The 15,750-nt window shown below is 55.0% G+C and carries 15 protein-coding genes; 12 read left to right on the top strand and 3 right to left on the bottom strand.

What is annotated here, in order from left to right; translation table 11 throughout:
- The first annotated feature begins 89 nt into the window (after positions 1–89).
- The 3 genes from ORG26_RS02580 to ORG26_RS02570 all read left to right on the top strand — a co-directional run bounded on the left by ORG26_RS02580 (position 90) and on the right by ORG26_RS02570 (position 2,573).
- Complete coding sequence (locus ORG26_RS02580) at positions 90–1,952, top strand: carbamoyltransferase family protein (protein ID WP_266366958.1); 1,863 nt, start codon at positions 90–92, stop codon at positions 1,950–1,952.
- An 86-nt stretch (positions 1,953–2,038) separates the two neighbouring features.
- The gene (locus ORG26_RS02575) at positions 2,039–2,188 is read left to right on the top strand and encodes a DUF5989 family protein (protein ID WP_266366957.1); all 150 of its coding nucleotides are present in this window, start codon (positions 2,039–2,041) and stop codon (positions 2,186–2,188) included.
- Positions 2,189–2,192: 4 nt separating this feature from the next.
- Entirely contained in the window at positions 2,193–2,573 is a 381-nt protein-coding gene (locus ORG26_RS02570) for an SxtJ family membrane protein (RefSeq protein ID WP_266366956.1), read from the top strand.
- Positions 2,574–2,660: 87 nt separating this feature from the next.
- Here the strand turns inward: ORG26_RS02570 and ORG26_RS02565 are convergent, their stop codons facing one another.
- On the bottom strand, positions 2,661–3,281 hold the full coding sequence (locus tag ORG26_RS02565; protein ID WP_266366955.1) for an outer membrane beta-barrel protein: 621 nt from the start codon (positions 3,279–3,281) through the stop codon (positions 2,661–2,663).
- Positions 3,282–3,407: 126 nt separating this feature from the next.
- On the opposite strand from ORG26_RS02565, the gene mltG reads away from it, so the two are divergent.
- The 6 genes from mltG to ORG26_RS02535 all read left to right on the top strand — a co-directional run bounded on the left by mltG (position 3,408) and on the right by ORG26_RS02535 (position 9,123).
- Entirely contained in the window at positions 3,408–4,445 is a 1,038-nt protein-coding gene (gene mltG, locus ORG26_RS02560; RefSeq protein ID WP_266366954.1) for an endolytic transglycosylase MltG, read from the top strand.
- Positions 4,446–4,553: 108 nt separating this feature from the next.
- A complete protein-coding gene (locus ORG26_RS02555; protein ID WP_266366953.1) occupies positions 4,554–4,973 on the top strand; it encodes an acyl-CoA thioesterase in 420 nt (139 codons plus the stop codon).
- A 109-nt stretch (positions 4,974–5,082) separates the two neighbouring features.
- Entirely contained in the window at positions 5,083–5,940 is an 858-nt protein-coding gene (locus ORG26_RS02550; RefSeq protein WP_323134343.1) for a YihY/virulence factor BrkB family protein, read from the top strand.
- Between the two features lie 309 nt (positions 5,941–6,249).
- Positions 6,250–7,287 carry a glycosyltransferase family 2 protein gene (locus ORG26_RS02545; RefSeq protein WP_266366951.1) on the top strand — a complete coding sequence of 346 codons (1,038 nt, stop codon included), beginning with the start codon at positions 6,250–6,252 and terminating at the stop codon, positions 7,285–7,287.
- A 55-nt stretch (positions 7,288–7,342) separates the two neighbouring features.
- Positions 7,343–7,963, top strand: a complete 621-nt coding sequence (locus tag ORG26_RS02540) for an L-threonylcarbamoyladenylate synthase (RefSeq protein WP_266366950.1) — start codon at positions 7,343–7,345, stop codon at positions 7,961–7,963.
- 95 nt (positions 7,964–8,058) lie between these two features.
- Positions 8,059–9,123 carry a hypothetical protein gene (locus ORG26_RS02535; RefSeq protein WP_323134342.1) on the top strand — a complete coding sequence of 355 codons (1,065 nt, stop codon included), beginning with the start codon at positions 8,059–8,061 and terminating at the stop codon, positions 9,121–9,123.
- 121 nt (positions 9,124–9,244) lie between these two features.
- On the opposite strand, the gene ORG26_RS02530 is transcribed toward ORG26_RS02535, so the two are convergent.
- Positions 9,245–10,129 (bottom strand): lysophospholipid acyltransferase family protein, encoded by an 885-nt coding sequence (locus tag ORG26_RS02530; protein ID WP_266366949.1) that lies wholly within the window; start codon positions 10,127–10,129, stop codon positions 9,245–9,247.
- Positions 10,130–10,246: 117 nt separating this feature from the next.
- Between ORG26_RS02530 and ORG26_RS02525 the strand changes: the two genes are divergently transcribed.
- From ORG26_RS02525 to ORG26_RS02515, 3 genes are all read left to right on the top strand, one after another.
- The gene (locus ORG26_RS02525; protein WP_266366948.1) at positions 10,247–10,900 is read left to right on the top strand and encodes a WbqC family protein; all 654 of its coding nucleotides are present in this window, start codon (positions 10,247–10,249) and stop codon (positions 10,898–10,900) included.
- Positions 10,901–10,961: 61 nt separating this feature from the next.
- Positions 10,962–13,490, top strand: a complete 2,529-nt coding sequence (locus tag ORG26_RS02520; protein WP_266366947.1) for an ATP-dependent Clp protease ATP-binding subunit — start codon at positions 10,962–10,964, stop codon at positions 13,488–13,490.
- A 327-nt stretch (positions 13,491–13,817) separates the two neighbouring features.
- Complete coding sequence (locus tag ORG26_RS02515) at positions 13,818–14,870, top strand: hypothetical protein (protein ID WP_266366946.1); 1,053 nt, start codon at positions 13,818–13,820, stop codon at positions 14,868–14,870.
- A gap of 106 nt (positions 14,871–14,976) precedes the next feature.
- Here ORG26_RS02515 and ORG26_RS02510 read toward each other — a convergent pair whose 3' ends face one another.
- Positions 14,977–15,726, bottom strand: coding sequence for a phosphatidylinositol-specific phospholipase C/glycerophosphodiester phosphodiesterase family protein (locus ORG26_RS02510; protein WP_266366945.1), 750 nt, complete (start codon positions 15,724–15,726; stop codon positions 14,977–14,979).
- Between the last annotated feature and the right edge of the window lie 24 nt (positions 15,727–15,750).

The following is a 15,750-nucleotide window of genomic DNA, read 5'->3' as shown; positions in this document are numbered from 1 at the left end:
ACATAATGCAATTGTAAGGGCTAAAGCAAAAAAAAGTTACCTTTCAGCGACCTGTTCCCACACGTAATCTATTGTTTCAAACAGATCGTATGAAGATTGTCGGAATATCCGCTTTTTATCACGACTCAGCAGCTGCCCTTATTATTGACGGAAAAATCGCGGCGGCGGCTCAGGAAGAGCGCTTTACCCGCCGGAAGCACGACCCTGGCTTTCCGGTGAATGCCCTGAAATTCTGCCTTCATTACGGGGGTGTGGCCCTGAAGGATGTTGATGCCGTTGTGTTCTATGACAAGCCGCTGCTCAAGTTTGAGCGGTTGCTGGAAACCTACTATCACTTCGCGCCCAAAGGCGTTCGCTCGTTCATCACCGCGATCCCCGTCTGGATCAAGGAGAAGATGTTTCTAAAAAGGCTCATCCGCGAAGAACTGACGCGGGCCTGCGGCGACGAGGCGAAGAACGTGAAGCTGCTGTTTCCGGAGCATCACCTCTCGCACGCGGCAAGTGCGTTTTATCCCTCGCCCTACGAACGGGCGGCCATTCTGACGGTCGATGGGGTAGGCGAGTGGGCCACGGCGTCGATCTGCCTGGGCGAGGGCAAGGACATCAGCATTCTGAAAGAACTGCGCTTCCCGCACTCGCTCGGGCTGCTGTACTCGGCTTTCACGTATTTTCTGGGTTTCAGGGTCAATTCCGGCGAATACAAGCTGATGGGGCTGGCCCCCTATGGCAACCCGGCCTCGCCGGACGTGGCCCGCTACATCGATATCATCAAACAGCATATCGTTTCCATCAAGGAGGACGGCTCCGTCTGGCTGAACCAGGATTATTTTGATTACGCCACGGGCCTGCGGATGGTGAACGAGCACAAATGGGAAGCCCTGTTTGGGTTCCGCCGCCGGAATCCGGACGATGAACTGCTGGAACACCACTGTAACCTCGGTCTGGCGATCCAGCAAATCACCGAGGAGGTAGTCATCCGGATGGCCGAGGAGGCCCGCCGGCTGACCGGAGCCGAGTACCTCTGCATGGCGGGTGGGGTGGCGCTCAACTGCGTAGCCAACGGAAAATTACAGGCGGCGGGCATTTTTCGGGATATTTTTATCCAGCCGGCCGCGGGTGATGCGGGCGGTGCGCTCGGTGCGGCGCTGGCGGCCTACCACATTTTCTACGAAAAAAGCCGGACGCCCGCCCAAACCCTCGACAGCATGGACGGCTCGTACCTGGGGCCCACCTTCAGCGATCTGGAGGTCGAACTGATGGCCCGGAAGTATGGCGGCGTGTACACCCGGTTCGACGACTTCCGCCAGCTTGCGGCCGAAACGGCCCGGATTCTGGCGGAGGGCAACGTGGTGGGCTGGGTGCAGGGCCGGATGGAATTCGGTCCGCGGGCCCTGGGCGGCCGGAGCATCCTCGGCGACCCGCGCAACGCGGAAATGCAGAAAAAGCTGAACCTGAAAATCAAATACCGCGAATCGTTCCGCCCGTTTGCGCCCTCCGTGCTGGCGGAGGACTGCTGCACTTATTTTGACTACAAAGGCATTTCGCCCTACATGCTGCTGGTGCATCCGGTGGCCGAAACGCGCCGCAAACCGCTGCCGGCCGACTACCACCGACTGAACCTGCGGGACAAGCTCTACTTCCTGCGGTCGGACCTGCCTTCCATTACGCATATCGATTTTTCGGCGCGTATCCAGACCGTTCACCGGGAAACAAACCCGCGTTACCACCAGCTCATCAGCGCCTTCAAGCAGCTGACGGGCTACGGGGTGATTGTCAACACCAGCTTCAACGTGCGGGGCGAACCCATCGTCTGTACGCCGGAAGACGCCTTCCGCTGTTTCATGCGGACAGAAATGGATTACCTGGTCGTCGGCAACTACCTCTTTGCCAAGCAGGAACAACCCGCCTGGCAGGAGAAAGACAACTGGAAGGAAGAGTTTGTGCTGGACTGAAAAAGTTTACGGTTTAGAGTTAGTTCCGTTTGCCACAACTTTAAACCATAAACTCTAAACCATTAACCTTAAACCTTTTAACAAGTATGGATTTCGTAACTGATCTGTTCAAGTTTCTGAAGGAACGCAAAAAATGGTGGCTGGCCCCGATGATTCTGATTCTGCTGCTGCTGGGAATCATCCTGGTGATCGGCGGCGGCTCGGCGATTGCTCCGTTCATTTATACCCTTTTCTGAGCGTATGAAGCATTTGAAAGAAACGGACGTGCTGAAGGCGAATCTGGCCATCGCGACCGGGTTTCTGGCTATTTATCTCTTTACGGGCCAGCGACACAACTGGCTGCTGTACGTGTCGGTGGCCGTCGGGGCGTTTGCGCTGCTGCTGCCGGTCGTGAGCCGCTGGGTTGCCTTCGGCTGGTTCAAGCTGGCGGAAGGGCTGGGCTGGGTGAACTCCCGCATCATCCTGTCGGCCGTGTTCTTCGTCATGCTGCTGCCCTTTGCGCTGCTTTTCCGCCTCTTCAACAAAACCGGCCTCTGGTTTCGCAGCGGCAAAACCGCCAAAAGCATCTACATCGAACGCAACCACCAGTATTCGGCTAAGGATTTGGAGAATATATGGTAATGACTGAATGACTGAATGACTGATAGGCTTCGTCAATTTTGCCTTGCAGAGCCTAATCAGTCATTCAGTCATTCAATCATTCAGTCATTACAAAAAGATTTGAAGTCCGAACTGCACCGAGATGGTCTTCGCTTCGGGTGTGGTGAAGCTGCCGAGGGTGGCGCCGGGAACGGCGAACGTGGGGTTGTCGCCTCCGTTGTACACGCCCGTGACGTCAAAGCTGACGTTGCGGTTGAAGAAATAGGCCAGACCAACGCCGGCATTGTAGGCGAAATAATCAGAGTTTAGTTCCTCGTTCAGGCCGGGCAGCGTCCCGGTGGATTTGTACCGGAACCAGTTCTGGCCCGCTGAGGCCGTCAGGTAAGGCCGCAGCCGGGTCGGTGTCACGTAGTAGCGCGCAAACGGGGCAATGCCGATCTGCGTCGTCCGGAATTCCGCCGTGACGGCGGTGAAGCCTTTGGTATTGGCCTCGGTATGGAACACCGGCACCCCCAGACCGATCAGCAGCCCGCGCGTCAGCAGAAAACCAACCTGCGGCGTTCCCGAAATCGTGACCGTCCGGACGTTGCTGTTTTTGTCGGCCGAAAAATTAATCGTCCCGATAGATGCCCCGACCAGAATGCTGCCGGGCTCGGGCAACTGGGCAAATGCCCTAAGACTGAAGGCCGTTAATAGGGAAAGAAACGAAAAGAAGCGTACTTTTTTCATCGTGCAGAATAGAATGGTTATTGTTCAAACGTACTAACCCGGCAACGGGTGGAATATTGTTTCCTTTCGGGTTTTTTATTGGAAAAAGGGAAAAGCGTATCTTTGTTCTTCCAATAGCCTGCCTGTATGTCTACGAAGCTGAAAAGTGCGCTGCTGATTATTTTTGCCGTCCTCCTGACTACGTTCTCGTTTTATTTCTGGCAAATTTTCCGGACTCCCAACCTGCAGGTCGGCGAGAACGACGGGGAGTTTGCCCTCCTGATTCCGCGCGGAGCCACCTACGAAACCGTGCTGGATTCGCTCAAAAAACACGAAGTGATCAACGACCAGATGTCGTTCCGGTTTGTGGCGAAAATGATGAAATACCCCGAACTGGTGAAATACGGCCGGTACGTCATTACCCCGGAAATGACCAACTACGAGGCCATCCGCAAACTGCGGGCGGGCGCGCAGGACCCGGTCAAAGTGACGTTTAACAACATCCGGCTGAAGGACGATCTGGTGACCCGCCTCGGCAGTAAGTTTGCGTTCGGTCCCGGGCCGCTGGGCCGTCTGCTCAATGACCCTTCCGTTACGGAAAAATATGGCTTCGATACCACGACGGTGATGTGCATGTTTCTGCCGAACACCTACGAGTTTTTCTGGACCATCACGCCCGAAGCGTTCCTGGACCGCATGGGCCGGGAGTACAAGAAATTCTGGACCGACGAGCGCAAAGCCAGGGCCAAAGCCATGAACCTCAGCCAGACGCAGGTGCAGGTGCTGGCCTCGATCGTGGAAGCCGAAACGAAGAAAAACGACGAAAAACCGCGGGTAGCGGGCGTGTACTACAACCGTCTGCAGAAAGGAATGCTGCTGGAAGCCGACCCGACGCTGGTGTTTGCCCACCGGGATTTCTCGATTCGCCGGGTGCTGAACCGCCACAAGCAGATCGACTCCCCGTACAACACCTACCGTTTCAAAGGGTTGCCGCCCGGACCGATCAACCTGCCCACGCTCAGCTCCATCGACGCCGTGCTGAACCACGAAACCCACGAATACCTGTACTTTGTGGCCCGGGCCGATTTCTCCGGCTACCACACCTTCGCCAAAACCTACGCCGAACACCTCGCCAACGCCCGCATCTACCAGCAGGCGCTGACGCAGCGGGGGATTATGCAATGAAAAATTAAAAGTTAAGAGTTAAAAGTAAGGCTCCGCTTTGCCAGATTATAGCCATTGGCGGAGCCTTCTTTTAACTCTTAACTTTTAATTTTTAATTCTTAACTGTTTATGTTCACATTCGACGTTCCTCCCATTCGTGTCCGGTATGCCGATACCGACCAGATGGGGTATGTTTATTACGGAAATTATGCCCGGTTTTACGAAATTGGCCGGGTGGAGGCGCTGCGGAGTCTGGGTTTTCACTATAAGGAAATGGAGGATTCAGGCGTGATGATGCCCGTTTACGAAAACCGTTCGCGGTACCTGAAGCCCGCGCGGTACGACGACCTGCTGACCATCCGGGTGCGGATTCCGGACCTGCCTACCGTGCGGGTTGTGTTTCAGTACGACATTTTTAATCAGGAAGAAGAACATCTGAATACCGGTGAAACGACGCTCGTTTTTCAGAATAGGGCCACAGGAAAGCTCTGCAAGGCGCCGACTGAGCTTATGGATAAACTCAAACCTTTTTTCTCAGCCGCGGTTTAACCAACCGAACAAGCTGCCTGAGAAGACGATGTTTGAGCAATTGATGAGTTTGAGTTTCATGCAACGGGCCCGCCTGTTTTTACAGAATCGCCGTGCCTTTGACTCAAAAATGAACTGGTACGATTTCCTGAACAAGTTTGTCAACAAGTTCATGGACAATGATACCAACGAGCGGTCTACCTCGGTGGCGTACAGCCTCATTCTGGCCGTTTTTCCGTTTATCATCTTTCTGTTTACGCTGGTGCCCTACATTCCGGTCCCCAACCTGGAACAGCAGGTGATGGACTTTATGGGCCGTGCCCTGCCCGCCACCACGTTCGATTCTGTCAAAAGCACGATTCTCGACATCATCAGCCGTCCGCGGGGCGGAGTGCTGTCGGTGGGTTTTCTGCTGGCTGGGTACGCCGCCACGAGCGGGGTGGTGTCGCTGATGAACGCCTTCAACTCGTCCCACCAGACCGGGGAGGGACGCAGTTTTCTCAAAACCCGCCTCATCGCGGTGGGCCTGACGCTGACGCTGACCTTTTCCCTGTTTCTGGCGATTGCCGTTCTGGTGGTCGGGGGCGTCGTTTCTGATTATCTGCGGCACTTTCAGATTTTTGATAATCCCGTTTTCTACACCCTGATCGACATCGGCCGTTACCTGCTGGTGCTGGTGGTGTTTATGCTGGCGGTGGCCATTATCTACCGCTTCGGGCCGGATGTGGACATGAAATGGAAGTTTATCACGCCGGGGTCGCTGTTTGCGTCTGTGGTGATCGTGATAACGACCTTGGGCTTTTCGTACTACGTGTCCAATTTTGGTTCCTACAACAAACTCTACGGGTCCATCGGGACGCTGATCGTGCTGATGGTCTGGGTCAATCTGGTCGCCCTGCTGCTGATTATGGGGTTCGAAATGAACGTGTCCCTGTACAATCTGGAAGGTGACAAAAATCCGCAGGTGGCCGACAAGAAACTCCAGTAAACAATAAATGCTTCCCGAAAATCGGAGAAGCATTTACAACCCTAACCCATATAATAGTGAGCCATTCACTGGCACTACTAATTGACCCATTGTCCAGAAAAAACCATGCCACACCGCCCGGGCATGGTTATATTATTTTAAGTCGGTATGAAAAGTAGGACTTTGTCCGGCGCTGACCGTTCAGAAAAACCCTTATCCGTTTGCTCAAAAGCTCCGCGGTTTGTGCCTGATATTTCCATAATTAGGGCTAGAGTACACTGAGACAACAAAGCGACCCAATGTAGATTGGCTGCAAGGGCCTTTCCGACCATGCATACTGCCTCCGAAAATCCAAAGGAACTGTTAACCGAATACCTGTCTTCGAGGCAGCCGTTAGTTTCTGTTATCTGCACAAGCTTCAACCACGAACCTTACATCCGGCATTCGCTGCAATCGGTTATCGACCAGACCTATCCGGCGGTCGAACTCATCGTCGTCGACAACAACAGCACCGACCGCACCGTGCCGGTCGTGGAGGCATTTCGGGAAAAACATTCGGGGCTTCACCTCATCAAAAATTCGCGGAACATTGGCCTTGCCCGGGCCTTCAATCAGGGCCTGAAAGTGGCCAACGGCCGGTTTGTGATCGATCTCTCGGCGGACGATGTGCTGCATCCGAAACGGATCGAACGGCAGGTCAGCGCGTTCGGGCGGCTGCCCGCGGATTATGCCGTCGTGTTCAGCAATGCCGCGCTGATCGACGAAAAAGACCAGGTTATCGGACATCACTTCAACCTCAACGAGCGGGGCGAAGCGGCCAGAGCGGTTCCTTCGGGCTCTATCTTCAAGGAAATTCTGGAGTCGTTTGTGGTCTGTTCGCCGACCATGATGATGCGCCGTGAGGTCCTCGACAGCCTGGGCGGGTATGACGAGACGCTGGCCTACGAAGATTTCGACTTCTGGGTCCGCTCGACCAAAGACTACCGCTATCATTATCTGGACGAGGTGTTAACCAACAAACGGGTGCTCCGCCAGTCGCTGTCTACCGAATTCTCGAAGCCCCGGAATCTGCTGCTGCCTTCTACGCTGAAAGTGTGTTACAAAGCCTTCGACCAGTGCCAGACGCCGGACGAATACAGGGCGCTGGCCGTCCGGCTCAAATGGAGCATCCGCCAGTGCTTCTACGCCCAGCATTACCAACTGGCGTTCGAGTTTGAAAAACTGCTGGCTTACATGGAGGAGCCGGACTGGAAAACGAAGCTTTTCCTGAACTTCTGCCGGTTGCGGCTTCCGGTCAACGGGCTGTACCGGCAATACCTGAACTGGCAGCGCAAGCCCTACCGAATATCTTCCTACATGATAAGTTAATCAACCATGTGCCGGCGAACCCAGTTACCTTTGTGGCAAACCTGACCCATGCATTATGCCCGCTGAATTTCTACGAATACACCCCCAGACGCCCGAGGAACGCAAAATTCTTCATGTGGTGGAGGTCCTGCGCAATGGCGGTGTCATTATTTACCCGACCGATACGGTTTACGGGCTCGGCTGCGACATCCACAACACCCGGGCCGTCGAGCGCGTGGCCCGCATCAAAGGCATCAAACCGCAGAAGAACGACTTCTCCTTTATCTGCTACGATCTGAGCCACATCGCGGATTACGCCCGGGTCGGCAACCAGACCTTCAAGCTCATGAAACGGGTGCTGCCGGGGCCGTTTACGTTTATTCTGGAAGCCAGCGGGAAAGTCCCCCGCATCCTGAACGCCACCAAAAAAACGGTCGGCATCCGCGTTCCCGACCACCCGATTCCCCGCAGCATCGTCCGGGAGTTGGGCAATCCGATCATCACGACGTCCATCAAAGCGGACGACGACATTCTGGAATACCCCACCGACCCCGAAGAAATTTTTGAACAGTTTCAGCACCAGGTCGACCTCGTGATCGACGGCGGTTACGGCGGCAACGTGCCGTCCACCATCGTCAGCACAGCCGGGGATGATTTTGAAATCGTCCGGCAGGGCCTCGGCGAGCTGGTCATGTAAGGCCCGTCAAAAATATTATTAAAGTTATCCGGGGAATCCGGTGAATTGGCGCAATTTTGCCATCTTACATATCGGTTATAGTGGAAAAGTATTTTATGAATCAATTTCTTACTCAACAAAGGTTTCTACAAGTACTTGGCCTGACTGGCTGGATGCTTGCCGCCGGGCTGGCCGGCTGTTCAACCAGCGGAAAAGAGGAAAGCGGACAAACCGCCGGTGCCGACTCCACCGCCAGCCGCGCCGTCCCGACCAGCGCCGTTTCGGGAGACTCGGCCGCTGCCGCTCCCAAATCAGACTCGGTTGCGATGGTGATTCCGGGCGCCGACACGCTGCAGTTCAAAGGAACCCTGCCGGATACCCTTCTGCCGAACCGCCGCATCATTGCCTACTACGGCAACCCGCACTCCAAGAAAATGGGTGCGCTGGGCGAGTATCCCAAAGATGAAATGCTGCGTCGCCTCGACCAGCAGGCGGCCGAGTGGGCCAAAGCCGACCCGTCCCGACCTATCCAGAAAGCCCTGCACCTGGTGGCTATCTCCGCCCAGGGCGCACCGGGCAAAGACGGGAATTACCGGCTGCGGATGACGGACCGCACCATCCGAAAAGTCATCAAGTGGGGCGCCGACCACGGAGCCATCGTATTTCTGGACATTCAGGTCGGGCTGGCGAATCTGCCGGGGGAACTGGAGTATCTGCGTCCTTATCTCAAACTGCCCTACGTGCATCTGGGCATCGACCCCGAGTTTTCGATGAAAACCGGCGCCCGCCCCGGCACCCGCATCGGCACCTACGACGCCGCGGACGTAAACAAGGCCGTCAGTTTCCTGGCGGATATTGCGGAAGAGAACAACCTGCCGCCGAAAATTCTGGTGGTGCACCGGTTCACGCAGCGGATGGTTACCAATTATCAGAACATCAAGAAAAATCCGAAAGTACAGATTGTGATGCACATGGACGGCTGGGGCCCCCCGTCGCTGAAGATCGACTCGTACCGGGATTACATCGTCAAGGAACCCGTGCAGTTCACCGGCTTCAAGCTGTTTTACAAAAATGACCTCAAAAAAGTCGACAACCGTTCCCGCCACAAATCGCCCCACCTGATGGAGCCGGAAGAGGTACTCGCCCTGGAACCGAAGCCGGTCTACATTCAGTATCAGTAATAGCGAATTAGTGAATTAGCGAATAGCGAATAGGCTCCGCCGGTCCAGCATCCTGACTCAGCGGAGCCTATTCGCTATTCGCTAATTCAGTATTCACTATTCATTGTTCGCTATTCATTATTCACTTCCGACTAATCTTCCCCATCAGCTTCTCGTACTTTTCTTTCTGGTGTTTCCATCTTTTGTGGGACCACAGCCAATCCGAAGGGGCCTTCCGGATCGTATATTCCAGTACATCGCGGTAGCGGTCGATCAGGCCGCCTTCGGGCAGGTCCGTGTATGGCGGTTCGGCGAGCTGGTGAAACGTCAGTTCGTAGTGGCTTCGGCGGGTGCGCTGCATTTCGATGAAGAAAACAGGCAGGTTGTAGCGGCGGGCCAGTCGTTCGCTGCCGGTGTAAAAAGGTGTTTCCTGGTGGAGAAACGACGTCCAGTAGGCCAGTTCGGGAACATCGGGCATCTGGTCGGCCACGAGCGCAATCAGCCGGGGTTCGTTGCGCCGGGTAACCACATCGCGGAGCAGGTGCTGCATCGGTACGGGCTTGGCCCCGAACGTGGCGCGGATCTGGCGGACGACGTTTTCGAAAAAGGGGTTTTCCAATGTTTTGTAAACGGCGTCGGCCGGAAAGCCGTTGAGAACCGCCGCCGAGGGCGCCCACTCCCAGTTGCACTGGTGGGAGGCCATGATCAGGACCGGCTTTCCGGCGCTCAGGTAGGGACGCACGGCTTCGGGATTGGTGAACAGGGTCCGGCTTCGGAGGTCGTCGGCGGTGAGGTCTGGAAGCTTGAGCGTTTCGACGATCAGGTCGGCGAAGTTCCGGTAAAAGCCGGAGAGGATCGCCTGCCGTTCGGCCGGGGTTTTCTCCGGAAAAGCCTGAGCCAGATTGGTTTGGATTACCCGACGGCGGTAGCGGATTCCGTAGGCCAACAAAAAGTACAAGATGTCGCTTAAACCGTGCAGAACAGGGAATGGAAGCCGGGAAAGAAGCCGAAAAAGCAATAAACCCATTTATATAGAGCCAGTAGCCGATTGACTGGGAAATTAAAAGGAAATAAAATTTTACTAAAACAATTGACAGTTCAGGCTTTTTCTCGTTACTTGGATTTCAAGTAACCAATCGTTTTATTGGAAAAGTACCAAGATGGGGGGGCAGACAGTGAGGTTCTGATTGAATTACACTACCTGCCGTGCCTGGCCTATTTCACTGCCATCCAGCCTTTTGATACCATTTGGCTGGAAGCCGCCGAAAACTACCAGAAGCAAAGTTACAGAAATCGCTGTTATGTACTGACGGCAAACGGAACGGAGCGGCTCACCATACCTGTGCTGGAGGGCACCCACAGACAACCCGTTCGGGACGTTGGCATCGACAACCGGCAGCCCTGGGGCGAACGGCAGTGGCGGACCATCGAAACGGCGTACCGAAAAGCTCCTTTTTTTGAATACTATGCACCGGACCTGGAGGCCGTTCTTCAAAAAGACCACCGCCGCCTGTTCGATCTGAATCAGGAAATGCTGACAATCTGTCTGAAATGGCTGGGTTGGAAGAAAAAGATAAAGTTTACAGAAGTATTTGAGAAAGAGGCGAATGAAGGAGTGACGGACCTGCGCGGGTGGATTTCGCCGCGAGGGGCTGACAAAAGTGGTAGTGTTTATCAGCCATTTTTGTACATGCAGAACTTTGGAACTGAATTTGTACCAAACCTCAGCATAATCGACCTTTTTTTCTGCCAGGGACCGCTTGCAAAAGAGATTTTAGAAGCCTCTTTCAGAAAGTGAACAATCCCGAAAATTATTTCGTTAGAGAAGAAGACGCAATCGTTTTATACACCCCAAGCGAATGGAAGCTAAATTTTCAAACCGAGTAAAAGAAGTCATCTCCCTCAGTCGGGAGGAGGCCCTGCGCCTGGGTCATGACTACATAGGCACAGAGCACCTGCTGCTGGGAATGATTCGGGAAGGTGAAGGGGTAGCCGTTGGGCTTTTGAAGAAATTGGGCATTTCATTAGATGAGCTGCGACTGACCATCGAACAGGCGACTAAAGGAACCGCAACCAACAACGTCAAGAATCTGGCTAACATCCCGCTGACCCGTCAGTCGGAAAAAGTGCTGAAGATAACGTATCTGGAAGCTAAGATTTTCAAGAGTCCGCTGATTGGGACAGAGCACCTGCTCCTGTCGATCCTGCGCGATGAAGATAACGTAGCCACGCAGATTCTCAACAAGTACAATGTGAACTACGAAGTCATTAAGGAGATGCTGGAATATCAATCGTCTGGAACCCGCCCGCACATGGGCCCCGAAACCGACGATGACGACGACCGCGGCAGCATGTTCGGCGGCGGAAGCTCATCGTCCGGAAAAGACCCGAAAGGCTCGGAGAAATCGCGTACCCCGGTACTCGACAACTTCGGCCGTGACCTGACCAAATTAGCCGAGCTGGGGAAACTGGACCCCATCGTCGGCCGTGAGAAAGAAATCGAGCGTGTGGCCCAGATCCTGAGCCGCCGTAAGAAGAATAACCCGATCCTGATCGGTGAGCCGGGCGTCGGTAAGACGGCCATCGCCGAGGGTCTGGCCCTGCGCATCGTTCAGAAGAAAGTATCGCGTGTGCTGTTCGGCAAGCGCGTCGTAACGCTGGACCTCGCTTCTCTGGTCGCCGGTACCAAATACCGCGGTCAGTTTGAAGAGCGTATGAAGGCCGTGATGAACGAGCTCGAAAAATCACCGGAAGTCATCCTGTTCATTGACGAGCTGCATACGATCGTCGGAGCCGGTGGCGCATCCGGATCACTCGACGCCTCAAACATGTTCAAGCCGGCCCTTGCCCGCGGCGACATTCAATGCATCGGGGCTACGACGCTGGACGAATACCGTCAGTACATCGAGAAGGACGGAGCACTTGCCCGCCGCTTCCAGGTGGTGATGGTCGACGCTACGTCTGTCGAGGAAACCATCGAAATCCTGAACAACATCAAAGATAAGTACGAGGATCACCACCACGTCAACTACACGCCGGAAGCCGTTGAGGCCGCCGTGAAACTGTCGGAGCGTTACATCTCTGACCGCTTCCTGCCCGACAAGGCTATCGACGTACTCGACGAAGTGGGTGCCCGCGTGCACATCTCCAACATCTCGGTTCCGGAAGATATTCTGAAGCTCGAAGAAAGCATCGAGAATATCAAGAAAGAAAAGAACCAGGTTGTCAAGAGCCAGAAATACGAAGAAGCCGCTCAGTTGCGCGACAAGGAAAAACGCCTGATCGACCAGCTCGAACGCGCCAAGCAGGCGTGGGAAGAAGAGACCAAGAAGAAGCGCTACACGGTTAACGAAGAAAACGTGGCCGAAGTCGTAGCGATGATGACAGGTATCCCGACCAATCGCGTGGCCACCAACGAAGGAGCCAAGCTCCTGAACATGGGCGAAGAGCTGAAAGGCCGGGTAATCGGACAGGACAAAGCCGTGGAGAAACTGGTGAAAGCCATCCAGCGGACCCGCGTCGGTCTGAAAGATCCGAAAAAGCCGATTGGTTCGTTCATCTTCCTCGGACCTACGGGCGTCGGGAAAACAGAGCTTGCCAAAGTACTGGCCACCTACCTCTTCGATAAGGAAGACGCGCTCGTGCGGATCGACATGTCGGAGTACATGGAGAAATTCAGCGTCAGCCGTCTGGTCGGCGCGCCTCCGGGCTATGTCGGTTACGAAGAAGGCGGTCAGCTGACGGAGAAAATCCGCCGCAAGCCGTACTCGGTCGTGCTGCTGGACGAAATCGAGAAAGCGCACCCGGATGTGTTCAACATCCTGCTGCAGGTCCTCGACGACGGTATCCTGACCGACGGTCTGGGTCGCCGCGTAGACTTCCGGAACACCATCATCATCATGACCTCCAACATCGGGGTGCGTGACCTGAAGGATTTCGGAACGGGCATTGGTTTCGCGACCAAAGCCAAGTCAGAGAACCAGGACGACATCATGAAGAGCACGATTCAGAATGCCCTGCGGAAAGCGTTCTCGCCGGAATTCCTGAACCGTCTGGACGATGTGATCGTGTTCAACTCGCTGCTGCGCGAAGACATCCACAAGATCATCGACCTCATGCTCGGCAAACTGCTGGCCCGCGTGACGAGCCTCGGCTACAATGTCGAACTGACGGAGAAGGCGAAAGACTTCCTGTCAGAGAAAGGCTACGACCCGCAGTACGGTGCCCGCCCGCTCAGCCGCGCCATCCAGAAATACCTCGAAGACCCCGTCGCCGAGGAAATCCTGAAAGGCGACCTGAAGGAAGGCGACGTGATCATGGCTGACTATGACGACAACGGTGAAAACCTGACGATTTCGGTGAGAAAACCGGAGCCGGTGACGGAATAATCGAACATACATTTAGTGCTGAACAGGCCGGGCGAAAGTCCGGCCTGTTTTGTTTTTACCGTTTACGAAAAGGCAGGCGGCGCATAAAAAAATACCTATTAAAGGATAGGTTGTTCATGTATTATTGGGGATCGTTAAACTATCCCTATTAAAAAGCTAATTGTATCCACCTTAGTAACGGCCCTTGCCGGACCGGCCTTAGCTCAAACCGAACAGGGCACCGTTTACTGGACCGGCACCGCGACCGGTTACCGGAACAGCCTGCGCGTTGAAACGACAACGCCTACTGGTCAGCCAGCAGGGCGATCTAACATTGTCACCACCTCAATGGAATTGCAAATTACCCGACAACAATTCTTTCGCGGCAATTGGGCCTGGGGCATTGGGGCGGGGCTGACGCGGAGTCAGGTTAGTTTCCCCAACCAATTGGGACCGCAAGGGCAGCAGGAGGCGCAGGTGGATGGACTGGTAAGGCGTTATCTGGGCAGCGAGCGATACCGGTTCTTTCTGGGAGGCGGCTTGTCGGCAGGGTACGGGTTAAGACGACAAATTAACGGTACTACCCTGGCCGACGGTCAGCAAAGCATCACCCGCACCCGGGAAGAAACGCTGTTTCTGCGGCCTTTTTCAGAAATCGGGCTTGCCTATTTTGTCACTAACCGCGTTGGGTTTGAGCTGCGCAGCCGGGCCGATGTGTTTCCGTTTCAATTTAGCAGCCTGTCGGCGGGGCTGTTCTTCCTGACCGGTCGTCCGACTGCCGCCCACCCGGTTGAATCATTGACTGACGCGCGGCAGACGCGGCGCGGCTCGTGGGTGTTGTCAGGAACAGTCAGCTTGCAGAATGAAAAAAACTCCAGTCGTTTACTGGATCAGGGTACTTCTCTTTCCAGCGAGAGGAACATGAGAGTGTACCTGGCTCCCGGTATCGGTCGCTTTGTGGCAGACAATACGCTTGTGGGCCTGTCGATTGGCTTAAGCTCGCTGGATAGTCGCAACTCCCTGGAGCCGATTCAGAGCCAGTTTCCGTCAAGCGACATATTCAGGTACACGCGCCTCGAACTGCGGCCGTTTGTTCGCCGCTATCTGTCACAACGTCGCCTGCGGCCGTTTGTGGGTGGCTCGGCGGCTCTGGGCTTGCTGTGGAATCGGCAGGAAGCGGCGCTCCAGTCGGGACCAGGTTTTATCCGGACGAAGAAGCAGGATTATTCTCTGGACGTTTCAGGTGGGCTAGCGTATCTGGTCGGGCAGCATCTGTTGCTGGAGGCCACACTGGCAAACCTGGCTGTGCTTAAAGACGAGGATATCAGCGACGCGTGGACCGTGCAGGGTGGCGTAACTCTAAAACCGGCGATTACGGTTAATTACGTATTTGGAAAATAAAAAGGCTTGTTTCTCGCAGATTAGCGCAGATTTTTAGACGCAGATTAGCGCGGATTTTTCTGCCTAATCTGCGCCTAGAAATCCGCGCCAATCTGCGAGGAACTTTTCACCGCACCACCTCCGCGCACTCCTTCACCTTGTCGGTATTGATGAAATCGACGCCCAGTTTGGCCAGTTGCTTCCAGGCGTTGGGCGTGTCGGGCGTGGCCCAGAAACGGATGGGCTTCCCGTAAGCGTGGACCCGTTTGATAATTCGTTTCAGCGTTTCCTTGTCCCGGTCGGGCAACTCGCCTTCGCCGTTCCAGCGCGAATAATTGCGGAACGTATCGCTGATGAGGGCCACGTGTTTGAGGGTTTCGGCATCATACACTTCGTTGGGCCGTCCGTCGAATTGCAGATGCGGCGGGTAATCGATCCAGGCCGCGACGGGCGGGCGGTTGCCGCTGATGATGAGCTGCACGGCCATCGGGTTGATGCCCCGGTCGAAACGGGTCCGCATCGGGGCAATGACCTCCTCCAGTTTTTTCAGGGTAGGCACGGCCTCATCTTTCACATCAACCAATAATTGCAATGAGTATTTTCGGTCCGGACTGACTTTATCCTTATGCTGGTCAAACAGCCGGGTGAGCGGCCGGAGGTACAGCGAATCGAGGGTGCGGCCGGGCCTTATTTCGTTGCGGGCGTGGGCCACCATCAATTTTCCATCGACCAGAAACACGTCTGCTTCCACGGAAGTGGCCCGGGCTTCCAAGGCGGCCGTCAGCGGGGCAGGTTTTTCATAGTCGTTATGGGAGTGCACCTGCTGGGCAGCGCAAAGGAACGGCAGGAACGGCAAAAGCAGGCAAAGGTTTCGCATAAGGGTCAGCGGCAAGGGACGAAC

The organism is Tellurirhabdus rosea, from assembly GCF_026278345.1.
Classification (GTDB): domain Bacteria; phylum Bacteroidota; class Bacteroidia; order Cytophagales; family Spirosomataceae; genus Tellurirhabdus; species Tellurirhabdus rosea.
This window is presented reverse-complemented; position numbering and strand designations above follow the sequence as displayed.

What these genes read in the sequence shown, in the direction of transcription:
- ORG26_RS02580 (WP_266366958.1), top strand. Translation starts at nt 90, where the DNA reads ATGAAGATTGTCGGAATATCCGCTTTTTATCACGACTCAGCAGCTGCC.
- ORG26_RS02575 (WP_266366957.1), top strand. Translation starts at nt 2,039, where the DNA reads ATGGATTTCGTAACTGATCTGTTCAAGTTTCTGAAGGAACGCAAAAAA.
- ORG26_RS02570 (WP_266366956.1), top strand. Translation starts at nt 2,193, where the DNA reads ATGAAGCATTTGAAAGAAACGGACGTGCTGAAGGCGAATCTGGCCATC.
- ORG26_RS02565 (WP_266366955.1), bottom strand. Translation starts at nt 3,281, where the DNA reads ATGAAAAAAGTACGCTTCTTTTCGTTTCTTTCCCTATTAACGGCCTTC.
- mltG (WP_266366954.1), top strand. Translation starts at nt 3,408, where the DNA reads ATGTCTACGAAGCTGAAAAGTGCGCTGCTGATTATTTTTGCCGTCCTC.
- ORG26_RS02555 (WP_266366953.1), top strand. Translation starts at nt 4,554, where the DNA reads ATGTTCACATTCGACGTTCCTCCCATTCGTGTCCGGTATGCCGATACC.
- ORG26_RS02550 (WP_323134343.1), top strand. Translation starts at nt 5,083, where the DNA reads ATGAACTGGTACGATTTCCTGAACAAGTTTGTCAACAAGTTCATGGAC.
- ORG26_RS02545 (WP_266366951.1), top strand. Translation starts at nt 6,250, where the DNA reads ATGCATACTGCCTCCGAAAATCCAAAGGAACTGTTAACCGAATACCTG.
- ORG26_RS02540 (WP_266366950.1), top strand. Translation starts at nt 7,343, where the DNA reads ATGCCCGCTGAATTTCTACGAATACACCCCCAGACGCCCGAGGAACGC.
- ORG26_RS02535 (WP_323134342.1), top strand. Translation starts at nt 8,059, where the DNA reads ATGAATCAATTTCTTACTCAACAAAGGTTTCTACAAGTACTTGGCCTG.
- ORG26_RS02530 (WP_266366949.1), bottom strand. Translation starts at nt 10,129, where the DNA reads ATGGGTTTATTGCTTTTTCGGCTTCTTTCCCGGCTTCCATTCCCTGTT.
- ORG26_RS02520 (WP_266366947.1), top strand. Translation starts at nt 10,962, where the DNA reads ATGGAAGCTAAATTTTCAAACCGAGTAAAAGAAGTCATCTCCCTCAGT.
- ORG26_RS02515 (WP_266366946.1), top strand. Translation starts at nt 13,818, where the DNA reads ATGGAATTGCAAATTACCCGACAACAATTCTTTCGCGGCAATTGGGCC.
- ORG26_RS02510 (WP_266366945.1), bottom strand. Translation starts at nt 15,726, where the DNA reads ATGCGAAACCTTTGCCTGCTTTTGCCGTTCCTGCCGTTCCTTTGCGCT.